Here is a 20,387-nt window from a genome sequence, read left to right as displayed (position 1 = left end):
CCTTATTGTTTGCGTGCGACACGATCGAGCAACAGCGTCAGCTCTTCGAGCTTGGCAGAAAGTGCCTCCACGTCATGTTTAGACGGAATGCCGATGCGATTCAAGGCGCTGGCGACCCGTGTGTCGAAAGCCTTTTCGATTTTATCCAGCTGAACTTCGACCTTGCCCTTCACGCTGCCCAGTTCCTGCCTGGCGGACTGGATCTCGCTGTTGGCGGCATCGAGTTCGTGGTCGAGGCGTTTCTTGCCTTTTTTCTCCACGGTTTCGCCGGCCTTGACCAGCTCCTTGAGGTACTCGGCGCCCTCCTGCCCGACCCGGGTGTAGGCCCCCAGGCCTGCCAGCCAGATCTTGCGCGCGTAGCCGCGCACCTCGCCCAGGGCCTTGCCCGGGGCGTCGTCGATTTTCTTCAGGGTCACTTTGGCCATGCTCTGCACCTCACGCTTGAACGGAAATGGAGTTACGCCCGTGAAAGTTGGGCTTGGGCACAAAGGTAGGGGGAAAAATTAGAATCCTCACCCTAAGGGCAGGATTTGCTGTGCAGTGAAGGCCCCTGTCGCGGGTCAAGCCCGCGCGCACAGGGCCTGCAGTGAACCTGCGGAAGCCGCTTGACCCGCTACAGCGGTTTCAGGCCAGGGCCTTGTCCAGGGCCCGCTCGATCTCGGCCTTGATCGTGCCGCCCATCATCGACAGCATCATCCCCAGCTTCAACTCCACCCGGATGCTGTCGTCGCCGATATCGATGCTGCCATTGGCACCGCTGCGCCTGACCTCTACCCGGTCACCGTTCCACTGCGCCTTGAGGTCGTACTCGCGGGTCAGCTTGTCCACCAGGGCTTCGGCCTTTTCCCGGGCCGCTGCGCGCCCCAGGCTGTGTTTGCGTTCGACGCTGATCTGGGTCATTCAATCAATCCTGGCTAGAAGGGCATACTCCCATTATGCCCCTGCCTCCGCCTGCGACACACCCCGCCAAGACAAATGCAGCCGCACGCCCTAGAATGGCCAGTAATTTTTTCCGGTGAAGCGATATGAACGACCAGCGCAAAGGCGAACACGCCGAACCCACCACCCACTTCGGCTACAAGGATGTCCCCGAAAGCCAGAAGGCCGAGAAAGTCGCCGAAGTCTTTCACTCGGTGGCCGCCAAGTACGACCTGATGAACGATGTGCTCTCCGGCGGCATGCACCGCCTGTGGAAGCGCTTCACCATCGAGCTGTCGGGCGTGCGCCCTGGCAACCGCGTGCTCGACATCGCCGGCGGCACCGGCGACCTGGCGCGCAAGTTCTCGCAGCTGGTCGGCCCCACCGGCCAGGTGGTACTGGCCGACATCAACGCCTCGATGCTCAAGGTCGGTCGTGACCGCCTGCTCGACAAGGGCGTGGCCGGCAACATCGAGTTCGTCCAGGCCGACGCCGAGAAGCTGCCCTTCCCCGACAACCATTTCGACTGCGTGACCATTGCCTTCGGCCTGCGCAACGTGACCCACAAGGACGACGCGATCCGCTCGATGCTGCGCGTGCTCAAGCCGGGCGGCCGCCTGCTGGTGCTGGAGTTCTCCAAGCCGACCAACAAGCTGATGTCCAAGGTCTACGATGCCTACTCGTTCGCCTTCATGCCGCTGGCCGGCAAGCTGATCACCAACGACGCGGACAGCTACCGCTACCTCGCCGAATCGATCCGCATGCACCCCGACCAGGAAACCCTCAAGGCCATGATGGTCGACGCCGGTTTCGACCGTGTCACCTACCACAACATGACCAGCGGTATCGTGGCCCTGCACCGCGGTATCAAGCCCTGATGTTGCTGGCCGGGCTGCTCGCCAGCGTCGAACACGGTCTCAACCGTGTGTTGCGCATGGACAGCACTGCGCTGCCGCGCCTGGCTGCGCTCGAGGGCAAGATCATTGCCATCGACTGCCGCCAGCCGGCGCTGCAGCTGTACATCCTGCCCGGCGATGAAGGCCTGATGCTCGCCAGCCACTGGGAAACCGAGGCCGACTGCACCCTGCGTGCGCCGGCCAGCAGCCTGCTGCAACTGGCCCTGAGCCAGGACAAGCCGGCGGTGCTGCACAGCCCGCAGGTGGAACTCGAAGGCGACAGCGCGGTGCTGCTCGACCTGGTCGGCGTGCTGCAGGACCTGGAGCTGGACTGGGAGTACGAACTCTCGCGCTGGCTCGGCCCGGTCGCCACCCAGCTGATCGGCGGCCACCTGCGCAGCCGCGCGCGCTGGACCCGCCAGGGCCTGGCCAGCCTCAACCAGAACCTTGGCGAATACCTGGCCGAAGAGGCCCGCACCCTGGTCGGCCAGCGCGAAGCCGAAGCGCGCTTCGCCGAGCTCGATGCCCTGAAAATCGATGTAGAACGCCTCGAGGCACGCATTGCGCGCCTTGCCCGATCCCTTGAATCCAGCGATAACGCATGAAGCTGCTTGCCGTCCGCCGTCTGTTGCGCATCCAGCGCGTCGTGATCCGCTACCGTCTCGATGACCTGCTGTTCGACCTGCCCCTGCCCTGGTGGCTGATGACCCTGCGTTTCGCCATGCCCTGGCGCTGGCTGCCGCGCAAGCCGTCGCCCCTGAGCCGTGGCGCGCGCCTGCGCCTGGCGCTGCAGGACCTGGGCCCGATCTTCATCAAGTTCGGCCAGTTGCTCTCCACCCGCCGTGACCTGCTGCCCGCCGACATCGCCGACGAGCTGATGCTGTTGCAGGACCGCGTGCCGCCCTTCGACCCGCAAAAGGCCGTGGCGCTGATCGAATCGCAGCTCGGCGCCAAGGTGGGCGAGATCTTCAGCCGCTTCGACGTCGAACCGCTGGCCTCGGCCTCGGTGGCCCAGGTGCACGCGGCGCGCCTCAAGAGCGGCGAGGAGGTGGTGGTCAAGGTGGTGCGCCCAGGCCTCAAGCCGATCATCGCGCAGGACCTGGCCTGGCTGTTCCTGATCGCCCGCGGCGCCGAGCGGGTGTCGGCCGATGCCCGCCTGCTGCACCCGGTCGAGGTGGTCAACGATTACGAGAAGACCATCTACGACGAGCTCGACCTGCTGCGCGAGGCGGCCAACGCCAGCCAGCTGCGACGCAACTTCGAAGGCTCGGAGATGATGTACGTGCCCCAGGTGTACTGGGACCTGTGCCGGCCCAAGGTGCTGGTGATGGAGCGCATCTATGGCGTGCAGGTCACTGACCTTGCCACCCTGGCCGACCAGCGCACCGACATGAAGCTGCTGGCCGAGCGCGGCGTCGAGATCTTCTTCACCCAGGTGTTTCGCGACAGCTTCTTCCACGCCGACATGCACCCGGGCAACATCTTCGTCAGCACCGTCAAGCCGTGGAGCCCGCAGTACATCGCGATCGACTGCGGCATCGTGGGCAGCCTCACCCCCGAGGACCAGGACTACCTGGCACGCAACCTGTTCGCCTTCTTCAAGCGTGACTACCGTCGCGTGGCCCAGTTGCACATCGACTCGGGCTGGGTACCGGCGCAGACCAAGCTCAACGAATTCGAGGCGGCGATCCGCACCGTGTGCGAGCCGATCTTCGAAAAACCGTTAAAGGATATTTCCTTCGGCCAGGTGCTGATGCGCCTGTTCCAGACCGCGCGGCGCTTCAACATGGAAGTGCAGCCGCAACTGGTGCTGCTGCAGAAGACCCTGCTCAACATCGAGGGCCTGGGCCGCCAGCTATACCCTGACCTGGACCTGTGGAGCACCGCCCAGCCGTTTCTGGAGCGCTGGATGCGCGAGCGGGTCAGCCCGAAAAACGTGCTGCAGAACCTGCACAGCCAGGTCGAGCAACTGCCGCACCTGGCCGGCATGACCCGCGACCTGCTCGAACGCATGTCGCAACCGCACCTGAACGACCCGCCGCCACCCTGGCAGCAGCGCGATCGCTGGGCCCTGCGCCTGCTCGGTGCCGGCCTGCTGGCGGGCGGCGCAACCCTCGCCGCAGGCGCCGTGAGCCTAAGCGCCCCGGCAGCCTGGCCGGCCTGGCTGATGCTGGCCGGGGGCCTTTACCTGATCGTGCGCCGATAGCCAGCCTGCTGCGTGGCTGGCACACTAGCAGGTGGCATCGGTGCGGGACCGTGGCCTATTTTGGAGTCGAACATGAAAGACTGGCTGGACGAGATCAACTGGAACAGCGATGGCCTGGTACCGGCGATCGCCCAGGACCACAAGACCGGGCGCGTGCTGATGATGGCCTGGATGAACCGCGAGGCCCTGAGCCTGACTGCCGCCGAGCAGCGTGCCATCTACTGGTCGCGTTCGCGTGGCAAACTGTGGCGCAAGGGCGAAGAGTCCGGCCACGTGCAGAAGCTGCATGAAATGCGCCTGGACTGCGACGCCGACGTGATCATCCTGATGGTCGAGCAACTGGGCCACATCGCCTGCCATACCGGCCGTGAAAGCTGCTTCTACCGCGTGTACGAGAACGGCGCGTGGAAGACCGTCGACCCGGTACTCAAAGACCCGCATGCCATCTACAGCGCAGGACACTGACATGAGCGACACCCTGATCCGCCTGGCCGAAGTGCTCGAATCGCGCAAGGGCGCGGCCCCCGACACCTCGTACGTGGCCAGCCTGTACCACAAGGGCCTGAACAAGATCCTGGAAAAGGTCGGCGAGGAATCGGTCGAGACCATCATCGCCGCCAAGGACGCCGCCGTCAGTGGCGAATGCAGCGATGTCATCTACGAGACCGCCGACCTGTGGTTCCATAGCATGGTCATGCTCGCCGCCCTGGGCCAGCACCCGCAGGCCGTGCTGGACGAACTGGACCGCCGCTTCGGCCTGTCCGGGCACGACGAGAAGGCCGCCCGCCAGCCGTCGGCCTAACGAATTCAATCGAGGATTGCACCATGGGTATTTTTGACTGGAAACACTGGATCGTCCTGCTGGTGGTGGTTGTACTGGTGTTCGGTACCAAGAAACTGAAAAACCTGGGCAGCGACCTGGGCGAATCGATCAAGGGCTTCAAGAAGGCCATGAACGAAGAGGAAGACAAGCCGGAGCAGCCCACCGTACAGCCTGCCCAGCCGACCCCGCCGCCCGCCGCTGCACCGCTGAACCAGCCGCAGACCTTCGATGGCCAGGCGCACAAGGTCGAAGAGCCGACCAGGAAAGAGTGAACACATGTTCGGGATCAGCTTCAGTGAGTTGTTGCTTGTCGGCCTGGTGGCCCTGCTGGTGCTCGGCCCCGAGCGCCTGCCGGGCGCTGCACGTACCGCCGGGCTGTGGATCGGCCGACTGAAACGCAGCTTCAACGCGATCAAGAACGAGGTGGAGCGCGAGATCGGTGCCGACGATATCCGGCGCCAGCTGCACAACGAGCACATCCTCTCCATGGAGCAGGAAGCCCGGCGCATCCTCAACCCGCAATCGGTTCAGCCCGATCCGGCGCACACCCCCGGCGCGGAGCCAGCCGCCACCGCCACCGAGGCTGCGCCGGCGCCTGCACCAGAACCTGTGACTGCACCGACACCTGCACCTGCACCTGCCGTCGAAGCAGCACCGCCCACCGAACCGACACAGCCGCCGCGAGCCCCATGAGCGAAATCCCGGAAAACGACCAGCCGATGCCGCTGGTCTCGCACCTTACCGAGCTGCGCACGCGCCTGTTGCGCTGCGTCGCGGTCATCTTCGTGATCTTCGCCGGCCTGTTCGCCTTCGCCCAGCAGATCTACACCCTGGTTTCGGCACCGTTGCGCGCCCACCTGCCGGCCAACGCCACGATGATCGCCACCGACGTGGCCTCGCCGTTCCTCACGCCATTCAAGCTGACCATGATCGTCTCGCTGTTCCTGGCGATCCCGATGATCCTGCACCAGATCTGGGGGTTCATCGCCCCCGGCCTGTACCGCCATGAAAAACGCATCGCAGTGCCGTTGCTGGTGTCGAGCATCTTCCTGTTCTATGCCGGCATGGCCTTCGCGTACTTCCTGGTATTCCCGCTGATCTTCGGTTTCTTCGCCAGCGCCACGCCCGAAGGCGTGTCGATGATGACCGACATCGCCAGCTACCTCGACTTCGTCATGACCCTGTTCTTCGCCTTCGGCGTGGCCTTCGAGATCCCGGTGGCGGTGATCCTGCTGGTGTGGATCGGCGTGGTCGACGTGAAGTACCTGAAGAAGATCCGCCCCTACGTCATCATCGGCTGCTTCGTGGTCGGCATGGTGCTGACCCCGCCGGACATCTTCTCGCAGACCCTGCTGGCCGTGCCGATGTGGTTGCTGTTCGAAGTCGGCGTGCTGTTCGGCGGGCTGATCCGCAAGCGCAGTGCCCCGGTGCAGGCCGACGAGCCTGACGACCAGCCGCCAGCCACCCAGCCGTGAACCTGCTGCTGCTCGAGGAGGCCGACTTCGTCGCGGCCGACCGTGTGGTGCTGGGCGACCGGCGCTTTACCCACATGCAGGAGATCCACCGCGTGGCGGTGGGCGACACCCTGCGCGTGGGGCGCCTGGGGGGGCTGATGGGGCAGGCCGTGGTGCTGCGCCTGGAGGGCCATGAAGCCGAACTGTCGGTCGAGTTCACCCAGCCGCCGCCGGCCAAGCTGCCGCTGACCCTGGTGCTGGCCCTGCCGCGCCCGAAGATGCTGCGCCGGGTGTTCCAGACCGTGGCCACCATGGGCGTGGGCAAGCTCATCCTGGTCAACAGCTACCGGGTCGAGAAGAGCTTCTGGCAAACCCCCTTCCTGGAGCCTGCGGCGATACGCGAGCAACTGGTGCTGGGCCTGGAGCAGGCGCGCGACACCGTGCTGCCCGAGGTGGTGATCGAGAAGCGCTTCAAGCCCTTCGTCGAAGATCGCCTGCCAGCGATTGCCGAGGGTACCCTGGGCCTGGTCGGCCACCCTGGCAACCACCCGCCCTGCCCGCGCGCATTGACCGAGCCAGTGACCCTGGCGATCGGCCCGGAAGGTGGCTGGATCCCGTATGAGGTCGAGCTGCTGGGCAAGGCCGGGCTGAACCCGGTACAGCTGGGCGAGCGCATCCTGCGCGTGGAGACGGCGGTCACCGCCCTGCTGGCGCGGTTGTTCTAGCACCGCGTCCGCTGCTGTGCGTAGGAGCCGGCCTTGCCGGCGACGCCTTTCATACACACCTTCAGTTTTGTGACCCCAGGCCGATGCATTGGCCACAGACCACGCATCCGCCCCCGCCTGACCGCAATGGAGTCACCCCATGTACCGTTGGTTCGCCCACCATCTGGGCAATTTTAGCGTCACGCTCAAACTCGGCATCGGCTTCGGCACCGTGTTGCTGCTGACCCTGCTGATCGCACTCACCGGTTGGCAGGGGCTCAACGGTGTCACCCAGCGCGGCGACACCCTGGGCGAGATTTCCCGGATTCACCAGATCACCCAGGACCTGCGCATCGCCCGCCAGACCTATGAGCACAAACGCGATGCCGCCAGCGCCGACGCGGTAGAGAACGCCCTGGTAGAGCTGGATCGCCAGCTCAAGAACGTGGAACAGCACATACCGCCCAGCGAAAACGGCGACCGCCTGCAACGCCAGAACGAGGCGGTTACCCAGTACCAGCGCGCCTTCGCCGACCTCAAGCAGGCGGCCCAGGCCCGCGAGGCCAGCCGTGCGACCATGAGCAGCAGCGCGGAAAAGACCGCCGCATCGCTGGATCAAGTAGAGCGCGGGCTGCTGCAAGGCGGCGATATCCAGACCTTCAACAGCGCCGTGCAGGCCAAGGCGCTGATGCTGCAGGCCCGCTTCCACGTGCGTGGCTACATCTTCAGCGGGCAGGCCGAACTGCAGCAGACCGCCCTGCAGGCCATCGACCAGGCCCTGAGCGTCATCCGCAGCCTGCCGGCCAAGGTGCCGGCCGAGCATGCCGATGCCCTGGCCGCCGCCACCCAGGCGCTGGCCACCTACCGCAACGCGGTGGAGCAGTTCAGCCAGTCCCAGGCCGCCAATGACGCGGCCCTGCAGCACATGGCCGAACAGGGCACGCTGCTGATCGACCTGAGCCAGCAGATGAGCCGCAGCCTCACCCAGCTGCGCGACGACGAATCGCAGCACGCCCAGTCGATGCTGGCCCTGGCCACGGCGCTGGCGCTGTTCTTCGGCATCCTCGCCTCGTGGGCCATCACCCGCCAGATCGTCGTGCCCCTGCGCCACACCCTCGGCGCCGTGGACCGCATCGCCAGCGGCGACCTGCGCCACGACCTGCGCGTGGAGCGCAGCGACGAACTCGGCCAGTTGCAGCACAGCATGCAGCGCATGACCGTGAACCTGCGCCAGCTGATCGGCGGTATCGGCGATGGTGTCACCCAGATCGCCAGCGCCGCCGAGCAGCTCTCGGCCGTCACCGAGCAGACCAGCGCCGGGGTCAACAATCAAAAGGTCGAGACCGACCAGGTGGCCACGGCCATGAACGAGATGGCCGCCACCGTGCAGGAAGTGGCGCGCAACGCCGAAGAGGCCTCGGAGGCGGCGCAGATGGCCGACCAGCAGGCCCGCGAAGGCGACCGCGTGGTGGGCGAGGCCATCGACCAGATCGAGCGCCTGGCCGCCGAGGTGGAACACTCCAGCGAAGCCATGGGTCAGCTCAAGGCCGAAAGCGCCAAGATCGGCAGCGTGCTCGACGTGATCAAGTCGGTGGCCCAGCAGACCAACCTGCTGGCCCTCAACGCCGCCATCGAGGCCGCTCGTGCCGGTGAGGCCGGGCGCGGTTTCGCGGTGGTTGCCGATGAAGTGCGCAGCCTGGCCCAGCGCACACAGCAATCGACCGAAGAGATCGAGGAGCTGATCGCCGGCCTGCAGAACGGCACCCAGCAGGTCGCCACGGTGATGGACAACAGCCGCAGCCTGACCGGCAGCAGCGTCGAGCTGACCCGCCGCGCCGGCACCTCGCTGGAAACCATTACCCGCACCGTGTCCTCGATCCAGGCCATGAACCAGCAGATCGCCGCCGCTGCCGAGCAGCAGAGCGCAGTGGCCGAAGAGATCAACCGCAGCGTGATGACGGTGCGCGATGTGTCCGACCAGACCAGCGCCGCCAGCGAAGAGACCGCCGCCTCCAGCGTCGAGCTGGCGCGCCTGGGCACCCACCTGCAGACCCTGGTCGCCCGCTTCAGCCTGTAACCCCCCGCCCTGCCGGCAGCGGCGTTGATCGCTGCCGGTGTCCGGCCCCCTGTGGCCGTCGAGCAAATAGCGAAAAGTCCTACAGCGTTTGCAGGTCCAGACCTTGGCGCTCCAGCCGATGCGTTCGCATTGGCGCACCCACGGGTGCGTCTGAACCTCGTACCTGGAGAGCCACCATGCTTGTGACGATGAATCGGATGCTGGGCAACCTGAGCATTCAACTGAAACTGGCCCTGGGCTTTGCCCTGGTTCTGTTGCTGACGCTGGGTATCGCCCTGATCGGCTGGACCACCCTGGAAGACCTTGCCGACCGTAGCGACAAGCTCACCGACATCGGGGCGGTGAACAAGGAGATCCAGGATGTGCGCAACCAGCGGCTGGTCTACGAGCGCAACCTTGAGCCTGCCGTCGGCCAGCAGATGGACAAGGAGCTGGACGACGTGGCCAAGCGCCTGGCCTACCTGCAGCGGCGCCTCAACGTGCCCGCCAACCTTGCCCGGGTACAACGCCAGGAAAACACCCTCGACCAGTACCGGCGCACCTTCGCCGAGCTGCAGACCACGGTGCAGGCGCGCCAGCAGGCACGCGACGCCCTGGGCAGCAGCGCCGAACGTGCGGTGGCGCTGCTGGCGCCAGTCGGGCAGGCCCTGCGCGAGCGTGCCGACTTCAGCGCCTACGCCAGCCTGGTGACGGTGGACCAGCAGATCCAGCAGGCCCGCTTTCACCTGCGCGGCTACACCTACAGCGGCCGCGCCGAATTCGAGGCACCGGCACTGGCCGCCATCGACCAGGCGGCCAGCCAGCTTGACGCACTGCCCGACAGGCTACCGAGCACCTATCGCGACACCTTGCGTGCCGCCGCGGGGGCACTGGCCGACTACCGCGCCGCCGTGCTCGACTTCAGCGCGGCGCGCAGCGCCAGCGACTCGGCCCTGCAGCACCTGGCACAGCTGGGCGACAGCCTGCTGGCGGTGAGCGACGAGCTGACCCAGTCGCAGACCGAGCTGGTCGACCAACAGGCCCTGCAGGCACGCTACAACCTGGGCCTGGCGATCGCCATTGCGCTGCTGCTGGGCATCGCGGCCGCGTGGGTGATCACCCGCCAGATCACCACGCCCCTGCAGCAGACCCTGCGCCTGGTCGAACGGGTGGCCGGCGGCGACCTGAGCCAGACCCTGGTGGCCGAGCGACGCGACGAGCTGGGCGAGCTGCAGCGTGCGATGCAGCGCATGACCGTGAGCCTGCGCGAGCTGGTCGGTGGCATCGGCGAGGGCGTGACCCAGATCGCCAGCGCCGCCGAGCAGCTCTCGGCCGTGACCGAGCAGACCAGCAGCGGGGTCAGCACGCAGAAGGTCGAAACCGACCAGGTGGCCACTGCCATGCATGAAATGGCCGCTACCGTGCAGGATGTGGCGCGCAATGCCGAGCAGGCCAGCGAGGCCGCCACCCTGGCCGACCAGCAGGCCGGCGAAGGCGATCGGGTGGTCAGCGAGGCCATCGACGAGATCGAGCGCCTGGCGGCGGCGGTCGACCACTCCGGCGAAGCCATGGCCCAGCTCAAGGCCGAAAGCGACAAGATCGGCAGCGTGCTCGACGTGATCAAGTCGGTAGCCCAGCAGACCAACCTGCTGGCGCTCAACGCGGCCATCGAGGCCGCCCGCGCCGGCGAGGCCGGGCGCGGCTTCGCCGTGGTCGCCGACGAGGTACGCGGCCTGGCCCGACGCACCCAGCAATCCACCGAAGAGATCGAAGGCCTGATCGCCGGCCTGCACCGCGGCACCTCCGAGGTCGCCGGGATTCTGGACAACAGCCGCGAGCTGACCCTGAGCAGCGTCGAGCTGACCCGGCGCGCCGGCACCTCGCTGGCCACCATCAGCACCACGGTGTCGTCGATCCAGGCGATGAACCAGCAGATTGCGGCCGCGGCCGAACAGCAAAGTGCAGTGGCCGAGGAAATCAACCGCAGCGTGATCAACGTACGCGACGTGTCCGACCAGACCAGCGCCGCCAGCGAAGAGACCGCGGCCTCCAGCATCGAGCTGGCACGCCTGGGGGTTCAATTGCAGGCGCTGGTCGGGCGCTTTCAGCTCTAGGTGGAATTTTCCGCCTGCAAGATGGGAATTTTCCTACAGCATTTGCAGGTCCAGCTTGGCCTCCAGTGGCCGATGAGCACAGGTAGCTGCGCCCGACCCTATCCAGGCGCTACATCCCTCATTTCACTGGAGAACCGTCATGTTCGCACCTTTGTACCGGATGCTTGGCAACCTGAGCGTCAGGCTCAAGCTGGCCCTGGGATTTGCCAGCGTCCTGCTGCTGACGCTGGCGACCACCCTGGGCGGCTGGCATGCACTGAACGAATCCATCGACAGCTCGCAGCGCCTCACCCAGATTGCCGCGATCAACGACCTGAGCAAGGACCTGCGTGCCGAGCGCATCACCTACCGGGTGCTGGCGGACGACGAGAGCAGGCGCAGGATCAGCGCGACCCTGACCGAACTGGAACGCCTGCTGCAGAGCATGCTGGGGCAGTTCGACGATGCGGCCGACCGCCAGGTGATCACGGCCAATCAGCAGGTGGTCGCCCAGTTCGTGCGCGACTTCGACACCTTGCAGCAGGCCGTCGGCACGCGCCATACGCACGAAACCGCCCTGCGTGAACAGGAGCAGCGCCTGCTCGACGGCATCGACACGCTGGAGCAGAAGACCCTGCTGGGCGAGCGCCAGGGCAGCGAACGGCAGGCCTCGGAGCAGCGCCTGTTCGCAACGCTTGCACGACACATCGAGACCGCCGGCCAGCAAAGCCGCGCCCCGGCCTATACCTTCAGCCCGCTGAGTGCCTTCGAGCAGGTGGGTGCCAGCGCGCTCGGCGCCGCCCAGGCCAGCCTGGCCGATCTGAGGCGCAACCTGCCGCCCAGCGACCTGCAGGCCACTACCGCCGCGCTCGCCAGCTATGTGCAGTTGCTGGACCGATACCGCCAGGCCGCCATTGCGGTAGAGCAGCTTCAGGGCGGGCTGGAGACCATGGGCAACCAGCTGCGCGATGCCAGTCGCGTACTGACCCGACACCAGATCCAGCTGCGCGACGAAGAAGCCCTCGAGGCACGCAGCATGCTCAGCGTCATCGCCTTGCTGGCGCTGGTACTCGGCAGCCTGGCCGCGTGGCTGATCACGCGCCAGATCACCGAACCGCTCAGACGCACCCTGCAAGCGGCGCAATGCATCGCCAAGGGCGACCTGCGCAGCGACCTGCGGGTATCACGCCAGGATGAGCTGGGGCAGTTGCAGAACAGCATGCAGCAGATGGCCCTGAGCCTGCGCGAGCTGATCGGTGGCATCGGCCAGGGCACCGGCCAGCTGACCGCTGCGGTGGGCGAGCTGTCGAGTGTCGCCGAGCGCACCCAGGTGATGACCGGCAACCAGAAGGACGAGACCGACCAGGTGGCCACCGCGATGAACGAGATGGCCGCCACGGTACTGGAGGTGGCGCGCAACGCCGAGTTCGCCTCGGCGGCAGCCACTGCCGCAGACAGCCAGGCGCGCGAAGGCAACCAGGTGGTCAACGACGCCATCGGGCAGATCGAGCAGTTGGCCAGGCAGGTGGAGGAGTCGATCCTGGCCATGCAGCAGCTGGCCCAGGAGAGCGAGCGTATCGGCAGCATCCTGGATGTGATCAAGTCGGTTTCGTCGCAGACCAACCTGCTGGCGCTCAATGCCGCCATCGAGGCTGCGCGGGCGGGCGAGGCCGGGCGTGGTTTTGCGGTGGTGGCCGATGAAGTGCGCGGCCTGGCCCAGCGTACCCAGCAGTCCACCGAGGAGATCGAGGAGCTGATCGGCAACCTGCACAGTGGTACGGCGCAGGTGGTGCACCTGCTCGACAGCAGCCGCGACCTGAGCCGCGACAGCGTCGAACTGAGCCGGCGGGCGGGCGCGGCGCTGGGGCAGATCACCGAGACAGTGTCGAGCATCCAGGGCATGAACCAGCAGATCGCCACGGCCAGTGAAGAGCAGAGCTCGGTGGCCGAGGAGATCAACCGCAATGTGATGACGGTGAGGGATATTGCCGATCAGACGACCACGGCGAGCCAGCAGACTGCGGCGTCGAGCGTGGAGCTGGCGCGGCTGGGGGGGCAGTTGCAGACGTTGGTCGGGCGGTTCAGCCTGTAACGGCCTCTTCGCCAGCACGGCTGGCTCCTGCAGGTACGGCGAAACCCTGCAGGAGCCAGCCTTGCTGGCGAAGGCCACGCTGCGGTTACAGCACCTGGCGCAGGAACGCCTGGGCTCGTGGGTCCTTCGGCGCAGTGAAGAACGCCTCCGGTGGCGAATCTTCCAGCAACTTGCCGTGGTCGAAAAACAGCACGCGGTCCGCCACTTCCCGGGCAAAGCCCATTTCGTGGGTCACACAGACCATGGTCATGCCTTCCAGGGCCAGGGTCTTCATCACGTCCAGCACCTCGCCAACCATCTCCGGGTCCAGCGCCGAGGTCGGCTCGTCGAACAGCATCACCTTCGGCTCCATCGCCAGCGCACGGGCAATCGCCACGCGCTGTTGCTGGCCACCAGACAGGCGCGAGGGAAACTCGTTGGCCTTCTGCGCAATGCCCACCTTCTCCAGCAACGCACGCGCCTTGGCCTCACGCTCGGCCTTGCCACGCTTGCGCACCACCTTCTGCGCCAGGCACAGGTTCTCCAGCACGGTCATGTGCGGGAACAGGTTGAAGTGCTGGAACACCATGCCGACTTCACGCCGGTAGGCATTCACGTCGGTCTTCGGGTCGGCCAGTTGCAGGCCGTCGATGGCCACGGTGCCCTCGTCGAAGGTTTCCAGGCCGTTGAGGCAGCGCAGGAAGGTCGACTTGCCCGAGCCCGACGGGCCCAGCACCACCAGCACTTCGCCCTTGGCCACGTCGGTACTGACGTGATCCACCGCACGCACCACCTGCCCACGGGTGTCGAAGACTTTTACCAGGTCACGGACTTCAATCACTTTGCGCAAGCCTCCGCTCGAGCCGGCTGGCGAAATGCGACAGCGGCAGGTTGATCAGCAGGTACAGCCCGGCGACGCAGAACCAGATCTCGAACGTGGAGAACGAGGTGGTGATCGCCTCGCGGCCACTCTTGGTCAGTTCGGTGATGGCGATCACCGACACCAGCGAGGTGTCCTTGACCAGGCTGATGAACTGCCCGGCCAGCGGCGGCAGCACGCGCTTGAACGCCTGCGGCAATACCACGTGGCGCATCGACTGGCCGGCGCTCAGGCCCAGCGAACGGGCCGCCTCGCCCTGGCCGCGGGCAATCGACTGCACCCCGGCGCGCACGATCTCGGCGACATAGGCGCCGGTGAACAGCGCCAGTGCCGCCACCCCGGCAAACTCGCGGGACAGGTTGAGCACGGTGCCGATGAAGAAGTAGAAGATGAAGATCTGCACCAGCAGCGGCGTGCCGCGCACCAGCTCCACATACACCGTCGACAGGTCGCGCAGGGTCGGGTTGCTGGACAACCGGCACAGGCCGGCGAACAGGCCGATCACCAACCCCAGCACCCCCGCCGCCACCGAGATCCACAAGGTGGTGAACAGGCCCCAGGCCAGCGGCCCGGCGGCCCACTGGTGGGTCACGCCGATCAGGTCGCCCTCGGCCACGTCGTCGCCACGGTCCATCTGCAGGCTGGCCTGCTCGACGTTCAGCACCTGTTCGGCGCCGCTCTCGTCACGCAAGGTGACGCGGGCCATGTCGCCCTTGCGCTCGATCGCCTCGATCACGCCGTTTTCGGCGGCGCGCTGGGCAACTTCGGCCTGATAGGCAAAGTACTGCGGCACGCGGTTCCAGCGCCACTCGTAGGAGATCACCGAGGTTGCGTAATACAGGCTCAGCGCCAGGCCGATCAGGACCAGCGCCGTCAGCCCATGCCAGGGCCACTGGGCTTTCTTGTGTTTGATCACGGGGGTACTTCCGTAAAAGCGAACGCGCAGGGCCAGCCTGCGCGTCGGGTTTCGAACCGGGCGTGGGGCCGCGGCCTTATTCCATGTCCTTCAGCCAGGCGGTGTCCTTGAACCACTTGTCGTGGATTCGATCGTAGGTGCCGTCGTGCTTGATCTGGTGCAGGAAGTTGTTGATGAAGTTCAGGCTGTCGTAGTCGCCCTTCTTCAGGCCGAAGGCCAGCGGTTCGAAGGTGAACGGCTCGTCGAGGAACAGCAGCTTGCCGGCGCCGGCCTTGTTCACTGCCACCACGTTGTACGGGGCGTCGTAGACGAAGGCGTCGGCCTTGCCGTTGACCACGTCCATCACCGCTTCCTGCTCGTTGTCGTAGCCGTGGTACTTGGCCTTGCCGATCAGCTTCTTGGCGACCATTTCACCGGTGGTGCCGAGCTTGGAAGTCAGGCGGTACTTCTCGTTGTTCAGGTCCTTGTAGGTCTTGATCTCGCCGGCCAGCTCCTTGCGGATCAGCAGGGTCTGACCGACCACGATGAAGGGTTCGCTGAAGTTGAGCTTGAGGTTGCGCTCCTGGGTCAGGGTCATGCCGCTGCCGATCATGTCGAACTTGTCGGTCATCAGGGCCGGGATGATGCCGTCGTAGGCGGTGGAGACGGTTTCCAGCTTGACGCCCATGGACTTGGCCATGGCCTTGAGGATATCGACTTCGAAGCCGATGATCTCGCCACGCTTGTTGGTCATCTGGAACGGCATGTAGGTAGGGTCCATGCCTACGCGCAAGGTGCCGCGCTTGACCGCGTCATCGATGGCGCCGGCTGCCTGTGCAGCGTTCACCGTCATCAGTGCCGCGACGCCGATCATCAGCATCGACAGATACTTTTTCATCATCACCAGATCCCCCAGCAGGAAAACTTCGAGTTTTATTATCGGGGGGATGCTAACGCATGGGGGGCGTTGTTGGTATCAGAAAAAGGAGTGAAACATCGCCGGCAAAGCCGGCTCCTACAACGGCACGGATGACCTGTAGGAGCCAGCGTTGCTGGCGAAGGGGCCCGCAGATCAGGCCCCGGCGAGTGCGGCCTGCCCCTCGTGCTGCGGGTGCAGCGGCAACAGCGGCGAGTGCGGGTCGTTGGCAATCGACTCACGCCACACATCCAGCCAGGCGCGGTTGTCTTCGGCCCACACGCGGCTGTGCAGCCGTGCCAGGGCGACCGGGTCGCTGAGCAGCGCCAGGCGCGTGGCGCCATCCAGCGCGGCCGGGCCGACTTCCAGAGCCTTGGCGATGCGCTCGGCGCGGTTGCGCTCGACCACCTCCGCCACGCCATGGCGCGCGGTCGCCAGGGCACAGGCCAGGGCGTTCTGTTGCGGGTCGACCACGGCCCGCACAAAACCGTCCTTCAGCGCATGCCAGCGGTTTTCGTGGGTGTACTGGTCGGTGGCCAGCAGCTCCTGCGGCGTGGCGTATTCCTCAGGGATCAGGAACAGCTTCTCGTCCTTGGCGCGCAGGCCCAGGTTGGTGCGGCTGGAAATCACCGACACCGGGATCGACAGCATCAGCGAGCCCACGATCGGCACCAGCCACCACAGAAAGCTTGGGTTCAGCCACGCCACCAGCAGCGCCCAGGCCACGCCCAGCAGGGTCTGCGGGCCATGCCGGCGCACCGCTTCGCTCCACGGGGTGGAGTCGTCGTCACGCTGTGGCGAGTTCCAGGTCGCGGCCCAGCCCAGGAACGCGGCCAGCACGAAGCGGGTGTGGAAGATCATGCGTACCGGCGCCAGCAGCATGGAGAACAGCATCTCCAGCAGCATCGACAGGGTGACCTTGATGCGCCCGCCGAACTCCTTGGCGCCCTTGGCCCAGATCAGGATGATGCTCAGCAGCTTGGGCAGGAACAGCAGCACGATGGTGGTGGAGAACAGCGCGATGGCTTTTTCCGGGTGCCACTGCGGCCACAGCGGGTAGAGCTGACGCGGTTCGAGGAAGTACTGCGGCTCCATCAGGGTGTTGGTCGCCAGCAGCGCGGTCGACAGCACCAGGAAGAAGAACCACAGCGGCGCCGACAGGTACGACATCACCCCGGTGAGGAACACCGCACGGTGCACCGGGTGCATGCCCTTGACCAGGAACAGGCGGAAGTTCATCAGGTTGCCGTGGCACCAGCGCCGATCGCGCTTGAGCTCGTCGAGCAGGTTGGGCGGCAACTCTTCATAGCTGCCCGGCAGGTCATAGGCGATCCACACGCCCCAGCCGGCACGGCGCATCAGTGCGGCTTCGACGAAGTCGTGGGACAGGATCGCACCGGCGAAGGCGCCCTTGCCCGGCAACGGCGCCAGGGCGCAGTGCTCGATGAAGGGTTTCATGCGGATGATCGCGTTGTGGCCCCAGTAGTGCGACTCGCCCAGCTGCCAGAAGTGCAGGCCGGCGGTGAACAGCGGGCCGTACACCCGGGTGGCGAACTGCTGCATGCGCGCATACAGGGTATCCATGCCCGACGCCTTGGGCGCGGTCTGGATGATCCCGGCGTCGGGGTTGGCTTCCATCAGCCGCACCAGGCTGGTGAGGCATTCGCCGCTCATCACGCTGTCGGCGTCGAGTACCACCATGTAGCGGTAGTCCGCGCCCCAGCGACGGCAGAAGTCGTCGAGGTTGCCGCTCTTGCGTTTGACCCGGCGACGACGGCGACGGTAGAAGATGCGCCCGAAGCCCTTGGCCTCGCGGCATACGTCCAGCCAGGCCTGCTGTTCGGCCACGGCGATGTCGGTGTCGTTGGTGTCGCTGAGCACGAAGAAGTCGAAGCGGTCCAGGTTGCCCGTGGCCGCCACCGACTCGAAGGTCGCACGCAGGCCGGCGAACACCCGGGCCACGTCTTCGTTGCAGATCGGCATCACCAGTGCGGTGCGCGCCCCGGCCTCGATCGGCTCGTTGCCGGCGCTGCTGCCAGAGATCCGGTACTTGTCACGCCCGGTGAGCAGTTCCAGAAAGCCCATCAGCGCGGTCCAGAAACCGGCCGACACCCAGCAGAACAGAATGCCGAACAGGATCAGGATGCTGGTCTGCAGCGCATATGGCCAAACCTGGGTGACGGTCTGCATGAACGACTGGTGCATGATTTCGTCGAGGTCGACGAACGACCAGCCCTGGTACGGCAGGATGCCCTTCATGTACCAGCCGGCGACCACGGTCTGGCCGAGCATCAACGCCAGCAGGATGTAGCGGCGCATCGAACCCACCCAGCGCCAGCGCGCCTTGGGCAGCTCGCGCTGTTCAGGCGCCGGCGCGTTGGTACGTCCGGTGACCCGGCGCCAGGCGCGCACCAGGATGTTGGTGCGCCATGGCTCGGGGATCACCCGGGTGCGGTGGATCGGCGGGGTGGCCTTCAGGCACACCCGGCCACTGGCGTCGAGGGCGAGCATCTCGGCCTCTTCCAGTTCCGCGGCGCTGTCCAGGGTCAGGCGGCTGCCCACCGAACCCTGTACCGAACCGTTTTCACCCACCGGCGGCTGCGCCGACAGGCGTCGGTGCAGCTCACTGAACGAATTGCAGCTGGCCAGTTCGGCGCGCTGCTCGTCGCTCAGGGGCAGATGGGCCAGGTACTCGCCAAGCGATTCCGGCCTTTGTGAAGAGTTACTCATCGGCAGGCAACTGATAGCTCCAGGTCTCGGTCAACACCTGTTCGGTGGTGGCCGGTGCCCCGGTGGTGGTCGCCGCATCGGCGGCTGGCGGCTGGGCAGGTTTTTCCTGCTTGGCGTGCTTGGCAGCGGCCTTGTCCTGCTTGGCAGGCTTGGCCGGCTTGGGCTGTTCGACCGGTACGTCGCGCAGCAGCGCGGCGCGCATTTCGGTGGCCTTGCTCGGGTCTTTGACCTTCAGGCGCAGGGTCAGGCGCCAGCCCTTGATCTCGGGGTTGTAGCGCAGGTTGTTCTCGACCACTTCGGCGTTGTCGTCGGTGGTCACCTGGCTGCGCACGTTGGCATCTTCCGGCAGGGCGGCCAGCACCGGGCCCTCGAAGTCGACCAGGAAGGCGATGCTGCCATCGGGCTGGCGGATCAGGTTGGACTGCTTGACGTCACCGGTGGAGCGCAGGGTCTGCTTGACCCAGCCCAGGTTCGGCGAGTGGAACTCGGACTCGTCGATGGTCCAGTGCAGGCGGTAGTTGAATTCGGATGCCACACCGGGCTCAGGCAGTTTTTCCGGGCTCCAGAAGGCCACGATGTTGTCGTTGGTCTCGTCGGCGGTCGGGATCTCGACCAGGTCGACGGTGCCCTTGCCCCAGTCGCCGCTCGGCTCGATCCAGGCGCTCGGGCGCTTCTGGTAGTTGTCGTCGAGGTCTTCGAACTGGCTGAACTCGCGCTGGCGCTGCAGCAGGCCGAAACCACGCGGGTTCTCGACGCTGAAGTTGCTCACGGCCAGGTGCTTGGGGTTGTTGAGCGGGCGCCACAGCCATTCGCCGTTGGCCGCATGGATCGACAGGCCTTCGGAGTCGTGCAGCGCAGGGCGGTAGTTGGGCACCTTGGACGGCTGGTTGCCGCCGAACAGGAACATGCTGGTCAGCGGGGCGATGCCCAGGCGGCTGACGTGGTCACGCAGGTACACCCTGGACTTGACGTCGACGATGGTGTCGGTGCCCGGGCGCAGGGTCAGCTTGTAGGCGCCGGTGGAGCGCGGCGAATCGAGCAGCGCGTAGATCACCAGGTGCTTGTCGGTCGGCTTGGGCTTCTCGACCCAGAACTCGGTGAAGCGCGGGAACTCCTCGCCCGACGGCAGCGCGGTGTCGATGGCCAGGCCACGGGCCGACAGGCCATACACATGGCCCTTGCCGACCACGCGGAAATAGCTGGCGCCAAGCAGGGTCATGATTTCATCCTGCTTGTCGGCTTTGTTGATCGGGTACAGCACGCGAAAGCCGGCGTAGCCGAGCTTGTCGGTGGCCTTGGGGTCGAACTGCACGTCGCCGAAGTCGAAGCGGCTCGGGTCGTACTTGATCTCCTGCACCTTGTTGGCGGTGACTTCGTTGATGCGCACCGGCGTGTCGAAGTGCATGCCCTGGTGGTAGAACGACAGCTTGAACGGGGTCTTGTCCTGGGCCCACTCGGCCTTGTCCTGCAGGAAGCGGATCTTCTGGTAGTCGCCGTACTTCATGTCACGGAACACGGCCGGCAGGTTGCTCTTGGGTGCTTCGTACTTCTGCCCGGCCAGGTCTTTGGCCTTGGCTGCCACGTCGTCGAGGTTGAACGCCCAGAGCTGGCCCGCGCTGAGCAGGCAGACCAGTGCAGAGGCTGCCACGAAGGCCTTGCGCAGCCGATTGGCGGAAGTTCTTGGTGCATTACAGGGACTTACAATCACGAGCAACCCTCGCCGAAAACAGATCAAAGAACCAACG

General features: G+C 65.8%; 19 protein-coding genes and 1 pseudogene. 13 read left to right on the top strand and 7 right to left on the bottom strand.

From position 1 onward, the window contains the following. Positions 1–2: 2 nt before the first annotated feature. Together LOY33_RS01765 and LOY33_RS01760 are read right to left on the bottom strand one after the other, a co-directional pair. Complete coding sequence (locus tag LOY33_RS01765; protein WP_043862156.1) at positions 3–425, bottom strand: phasin family protein; 423 nt, start codon at positions 423–425, stop codon at positions 3–5. Positions 426–624: 199 nt separating this feature from the next. After that, entirely contained in the window at positions 625–900 is a 276-nt protein-coding gene (locus LOY33_RS01760) for a polyhydroxyalkanoic acid system family protein (protein ID WP_043862157.1), read from the bottom strand. A gap of 125 nt (positions 901–1,025) precedes the next feature. On the opposite strand from LOY33_RS01760, the gene ubiE reads away from it, so the two are divergent. From ubiE to LOY33_RS25960, 13 genes and pseudogenes are all read left to right on the top strand, one after another. Beyond that, positions 1,026–1,796 (top strand): bifunctional demethylmenaquinone methyltransferase/2-methoxy-6-polyprenyl-1,4-benzoquinol methylase UbiE, encoded by a 771-nt coding sequence (ubiE, locus tag LOY33_RS01755; protein WP_043862158.1) that lies wholly within the window; start codon positions 1,026–1,028, stop codon positions 1,794–1,796. After that, a complete protein-coding gene (locus LOY33_RS01750) occupies positions 1,796–2,419 on the top strand; it encodes an SCP2 domain-containing protein (RefSeq protein WP_043862159.1) in 624 nt (207 codons plus the stop codon). Before ubiE ends, LOY33_RS01750 begins: the two co-directional genes overlap by 1 nt. Further along, complete coding sequence (ubiB, locus tag LOY33_RS01745; RefSeq protein ID WP_043862160.1) at positions 2,416–4,020, top strand: ubiquinone biosynthesis regulatory protein kinase UbiB; 1,605 nt, start codon at positions 2,416–2,418, stop codon at positions 4,018–4,020. Before LOY33_RS01750 ends, ubiB begins: the two co-directional genes overlap by 4 nt. A gap of 72 nt (positions 4,021–4,092) precedes the next feature. Further along, positions 4,093–4,485, top strand: coding sequence for a phosphoribosyl-AMP cyclohydrolase (hisI, locus tag LOY33_RS01740; protein ID WP_043862161.1), 393 nt, complete (start codon positions 4,093–4,095; stop codon positions 4,483–4,485). Position 4,486: 1 nt separating this feature from the next. Further along, positions 4,487–4,822, top strand: coding sequence for a phosphoribosyl-ATP diphosphatase (locus tag LOY33_RS01735; RefSeq protein ID WP_043862162.1), 336 nt, complete (start codon positions 4,487–4,489; stop codon positions 4,820–4,822). Between the two features lie 23 nt (positions 4,823–4,845). Then, positions 4,846–5,115, top strand: coding sequence for a twin-arginine translocase TatA/TatE family subunit (locus tag LOY33_RS01730; protein ID WP_043862163.1), 270 nt, complete (start codon positions 4,846–4,848; stop codon positions 5,113–5,115). A 4-nt stretch (positions 5,116–5,119) separates the two neighbouring features. Next, complete coding sequence (gene tatB / locus LOY33_RS01725) at positions 5,120–5,536, top strand: Sec-independent protein translocase protein TatB (RefSeq protein ID WP_043862164.1); 417 nt, start codon at positions 5,120–5,122, stop codon at positions 5,534–5,536. Then, positions 5,533–6,318 carry a twin-arginine translocase subunit TatC gene (gene tatC, locus LOY33_RS01720; protein ID WP_258660915.1) on the top strand — a complete coding sequence of 262 codons (786 nt, stop codon included), beginning with the start codon at positions 5,533–5,535 and terminating at the stop codon, positions 6,316–6,318. Before tatB ends, tatC begins: the two co-directional genes overlap by 4 nt. Beyond that, positions 6,315–7,022: a 16S rRNA (uracil(1498)-N(3))-methyltransferase gene (locus LOY33_RS01715; protein ID WP_043862166.1), complete on the top strand. Its 708-nt coding sequence runs from the start codon at positions 6,315–6,317 to the stop codon at positions 7,020–7,022. The genes tatC and LOY33_RS01715 overlap by 4 nt, the downstream gene beginning before the upstream one ends. 139 nt (positions 7,023–7,161) lie before the next feature. Beyond that, positions 7,162–9,078, top strand: a complete 1,917-nt coding sequence (locus LOY33_RS01710; protein ID WP_253086492.1) for a methyl-accepting chemotaxis protein — start codon at positions 7,162–7,164, stop codon at positions 9,076–9,078. 176 nt (positions 9,079–9,254) lie between these two features. Beyond that, entirely contained in the window at positions 9,255–11,171 is a 1,917-nt protein-coding gene (locus tag LOY33_RS01705; RefSeq protein WP_258660901.1) for a methyl-accepting chemotaxis protein, read from the top strand. A 139-nt stretch (positions 11,172–11,310) separates the two neighbouring features. Further along, positions 11,311–12,387, top strand: a pseudogene (locus tag LOY33_RS25965) (methyl-accepting chemotaxis protein); the annotation flags it as partial. Beyond that, the gene (locus tag LOY33_RS25960) at positions 12,370–13,242 is read left to right on the top strand and encodes a methyl-accepting chemotaxis protein (protein WP_373874881.1); all 873 of its coding nucleotides are present in this window, start codon (positions 12,370–12,372) and stop codon (positions 13,240–13,242) included. The pseudogene LOY33_RS25965 and the gene LOY33_RS25960, both read left to right, overlap by 18 nt. Positions 13,243–13,327: 85 nt before the next feature. Here LOY33_RS25960 and LOY33_RS01695 read toward each other — a convergent pair whose 3' ends face one another. The 5 genes from LOY33_RS01695 to LOY33_RS01675 form a co-directional block, all read right to left on the bottom strand. Next, positions 13,328–14,062, bottom strand: a complete 735-nt coding sequence (locus LOY33_RS01695) for an amino acid ABC transporter ATP-binding protein (protein WP_043862229.1) — start codon at positions 14,060–14,062, stop codon at positions 13,328–13,330. Further along, a complete protein-coding gene (locus LOY33_RS01690; protein WP_043862170.1) occupies positions 14,055–15,017 on the bottom strand; it encodes an amino acid ABC transporter permease in 963 nt (320 codons plus the stop codon). The genes LOY33_RS01695 and LOY33_RS01690 overlap by 8 nt, the downstream gene beginning before the upstream one ends. 76 nt (positions 15,018–15,093) lie before the next feature. Further along, positions 15,094–15,894: a transporter substrate-binding domain-containing protein gene (locus tag LOY33_RS01685; RefSeq protein WP_043862230.1), complete on the bottom strand. Its 801-nt coding sequence runs from the start codon at positions 15,892–15,894 to the stop codon at positions 15,094–15,096. Between the two features lie 174 nt (positions 15,895–16,068). After that, positions 16,069–18,642 (bottom strand): glucans biosynthesis glucosyltransferase MdoH, encoded by a 2,574-nt coding sequence (gene mdoH / locus LOY33_RS01680; protein WP_043862171.1) that lies wholly within the window; start codon positions 18,640–18,642, stop codon positions 16,069–16,071. Further along, complete coding sequence (locus LOY33_RS01675; protein WP_080922881.1) at positions 18,635–20,350, bottom strand: glucan biosynthesis protein G; 1,716 nt, start codon at positions 20,348–20,350, stop codon at positions 18,635–18,637. Before LOY33_RS01675 ends, mdoH begins: the two co-directional genes overlap by 8 nt. Positions 20,351–20,387 lie beyond the last annotated feature (37 nt).

The organism is Pseudomonas sp. B21-036, from assembly GCF_024748925.1.
GTDB lineage: Bacteria > Pseudomonadota > Gammaproteobacteria > Pseudomonadales > Pseudomonadaceae > Aquipseudomonas > Aquipseudomonas palmensis.
This window is presented reverse-complemented; position numbering and strand designations above follow the sequence as displayed.

Bases quoted from the DNA above. Each gene is read 5' to 3' on its own strand.
- tatB (WP_043862164.1), top strand. From the start codon at position 5,120: ATGTTCGGGATCAGCTTCAGTGAGTTGTTGCTTGTCGGCCTGGTGGCC.
- mdoH (WP_043862171.1), bottom strand. From the start codon at position 18,642: ATGAGTAACTCTTCACAAAGGCCGGAATCGCTTGGCGAGTACCTGGCC.
- LOY33_RS01730 (WP_043862163.1), top strand. From the start codon at position 4,846: ATGGGTATTTTTGACTGGAAACACTGGATCGTCCTGCTGGTGGTGGTT.
- ubiE (WP_043862158.1), top strand. From the start codon at position 1,026: ATGAACGACCAGCGCAAAGGCGAACACGCCGAACCCACCACCCACTTC.
- LOY33_RS01750 (WP_043862159.1), top strand. From the start codon at position 1,796: ATGTTGCTGGCCGGGCTGCTCGCCAGCGTCGAACACGGTCTCAACCGT.
- LOY33_RS01685 (WP_043862230.1), bottom strand. From the start codon at position 15,894: ATGAAAAAGTATCTGTCGATGCTGATGATCGGCGTCGCGGCACTGATG.
- ubiB (WP_043862160.1), top strand. From the start codon at position 2,416: ATGAAGCTGCTTGCCGTCCGCCGTCTGTTGCGCATCCAGCGCGTCGTG.
- LOY33_RS01735 (WP_043862162.1), top strand. From the start codon at position 4,487: ATGAGCGACACCCTGATCCGCCTGGCCGAAGTGCTCGAATCGCGCAAG.
- LOY33_RS01760 (WP_043862157.1), bottom strand. From the start codon at position 900: ATGACCCAGATCAGCGTCGAACGCAAACACAGCCTGGGGCGCGCAGCG.
- LOY33_RS01710 (WP_253086492.1), top strand. From the start codon at position 7,162: ATGTACCGTTGGTTCGCCCACCATCTGGGCAATTTTAGCGTCACGCTC.
- hisI (WP_043862161.1), top strand. From the start codon at position 4,093: ATGAAAGACTGGCTGGACGAGATCAACTGGAACAGCGATGGCCTGGTA.
- LOY33_RS25960 (WP_373874881.1), top strand. From the start codon at position 12,370: ATGCAGCAGATGGCCCTGAGCCTGCGCGAGCTGATCGGTGGCATCGGC.
- tatC (WP_258660915.1), top strand. From the start codon at position 5,533: ATGAGCGAAATCCCGGAAAACGACCAGCCGATGCCGCTGGTCTCGCAC.
- LOY33_RS01765 (WP_043862156.1), bottom strand. From the start codon at position 425: ATGGCCAAAGTGACCCTGAAGAAAATCGACGACGCCCCGGGCAAGGCC.
- LOY33_RS01705 (WP_258660901.1), top strand. From the start codon at position 9,255: ATGCTTGTGACGATGAATCGGATGCTGGGCAACCTGAGCATTCAACTG.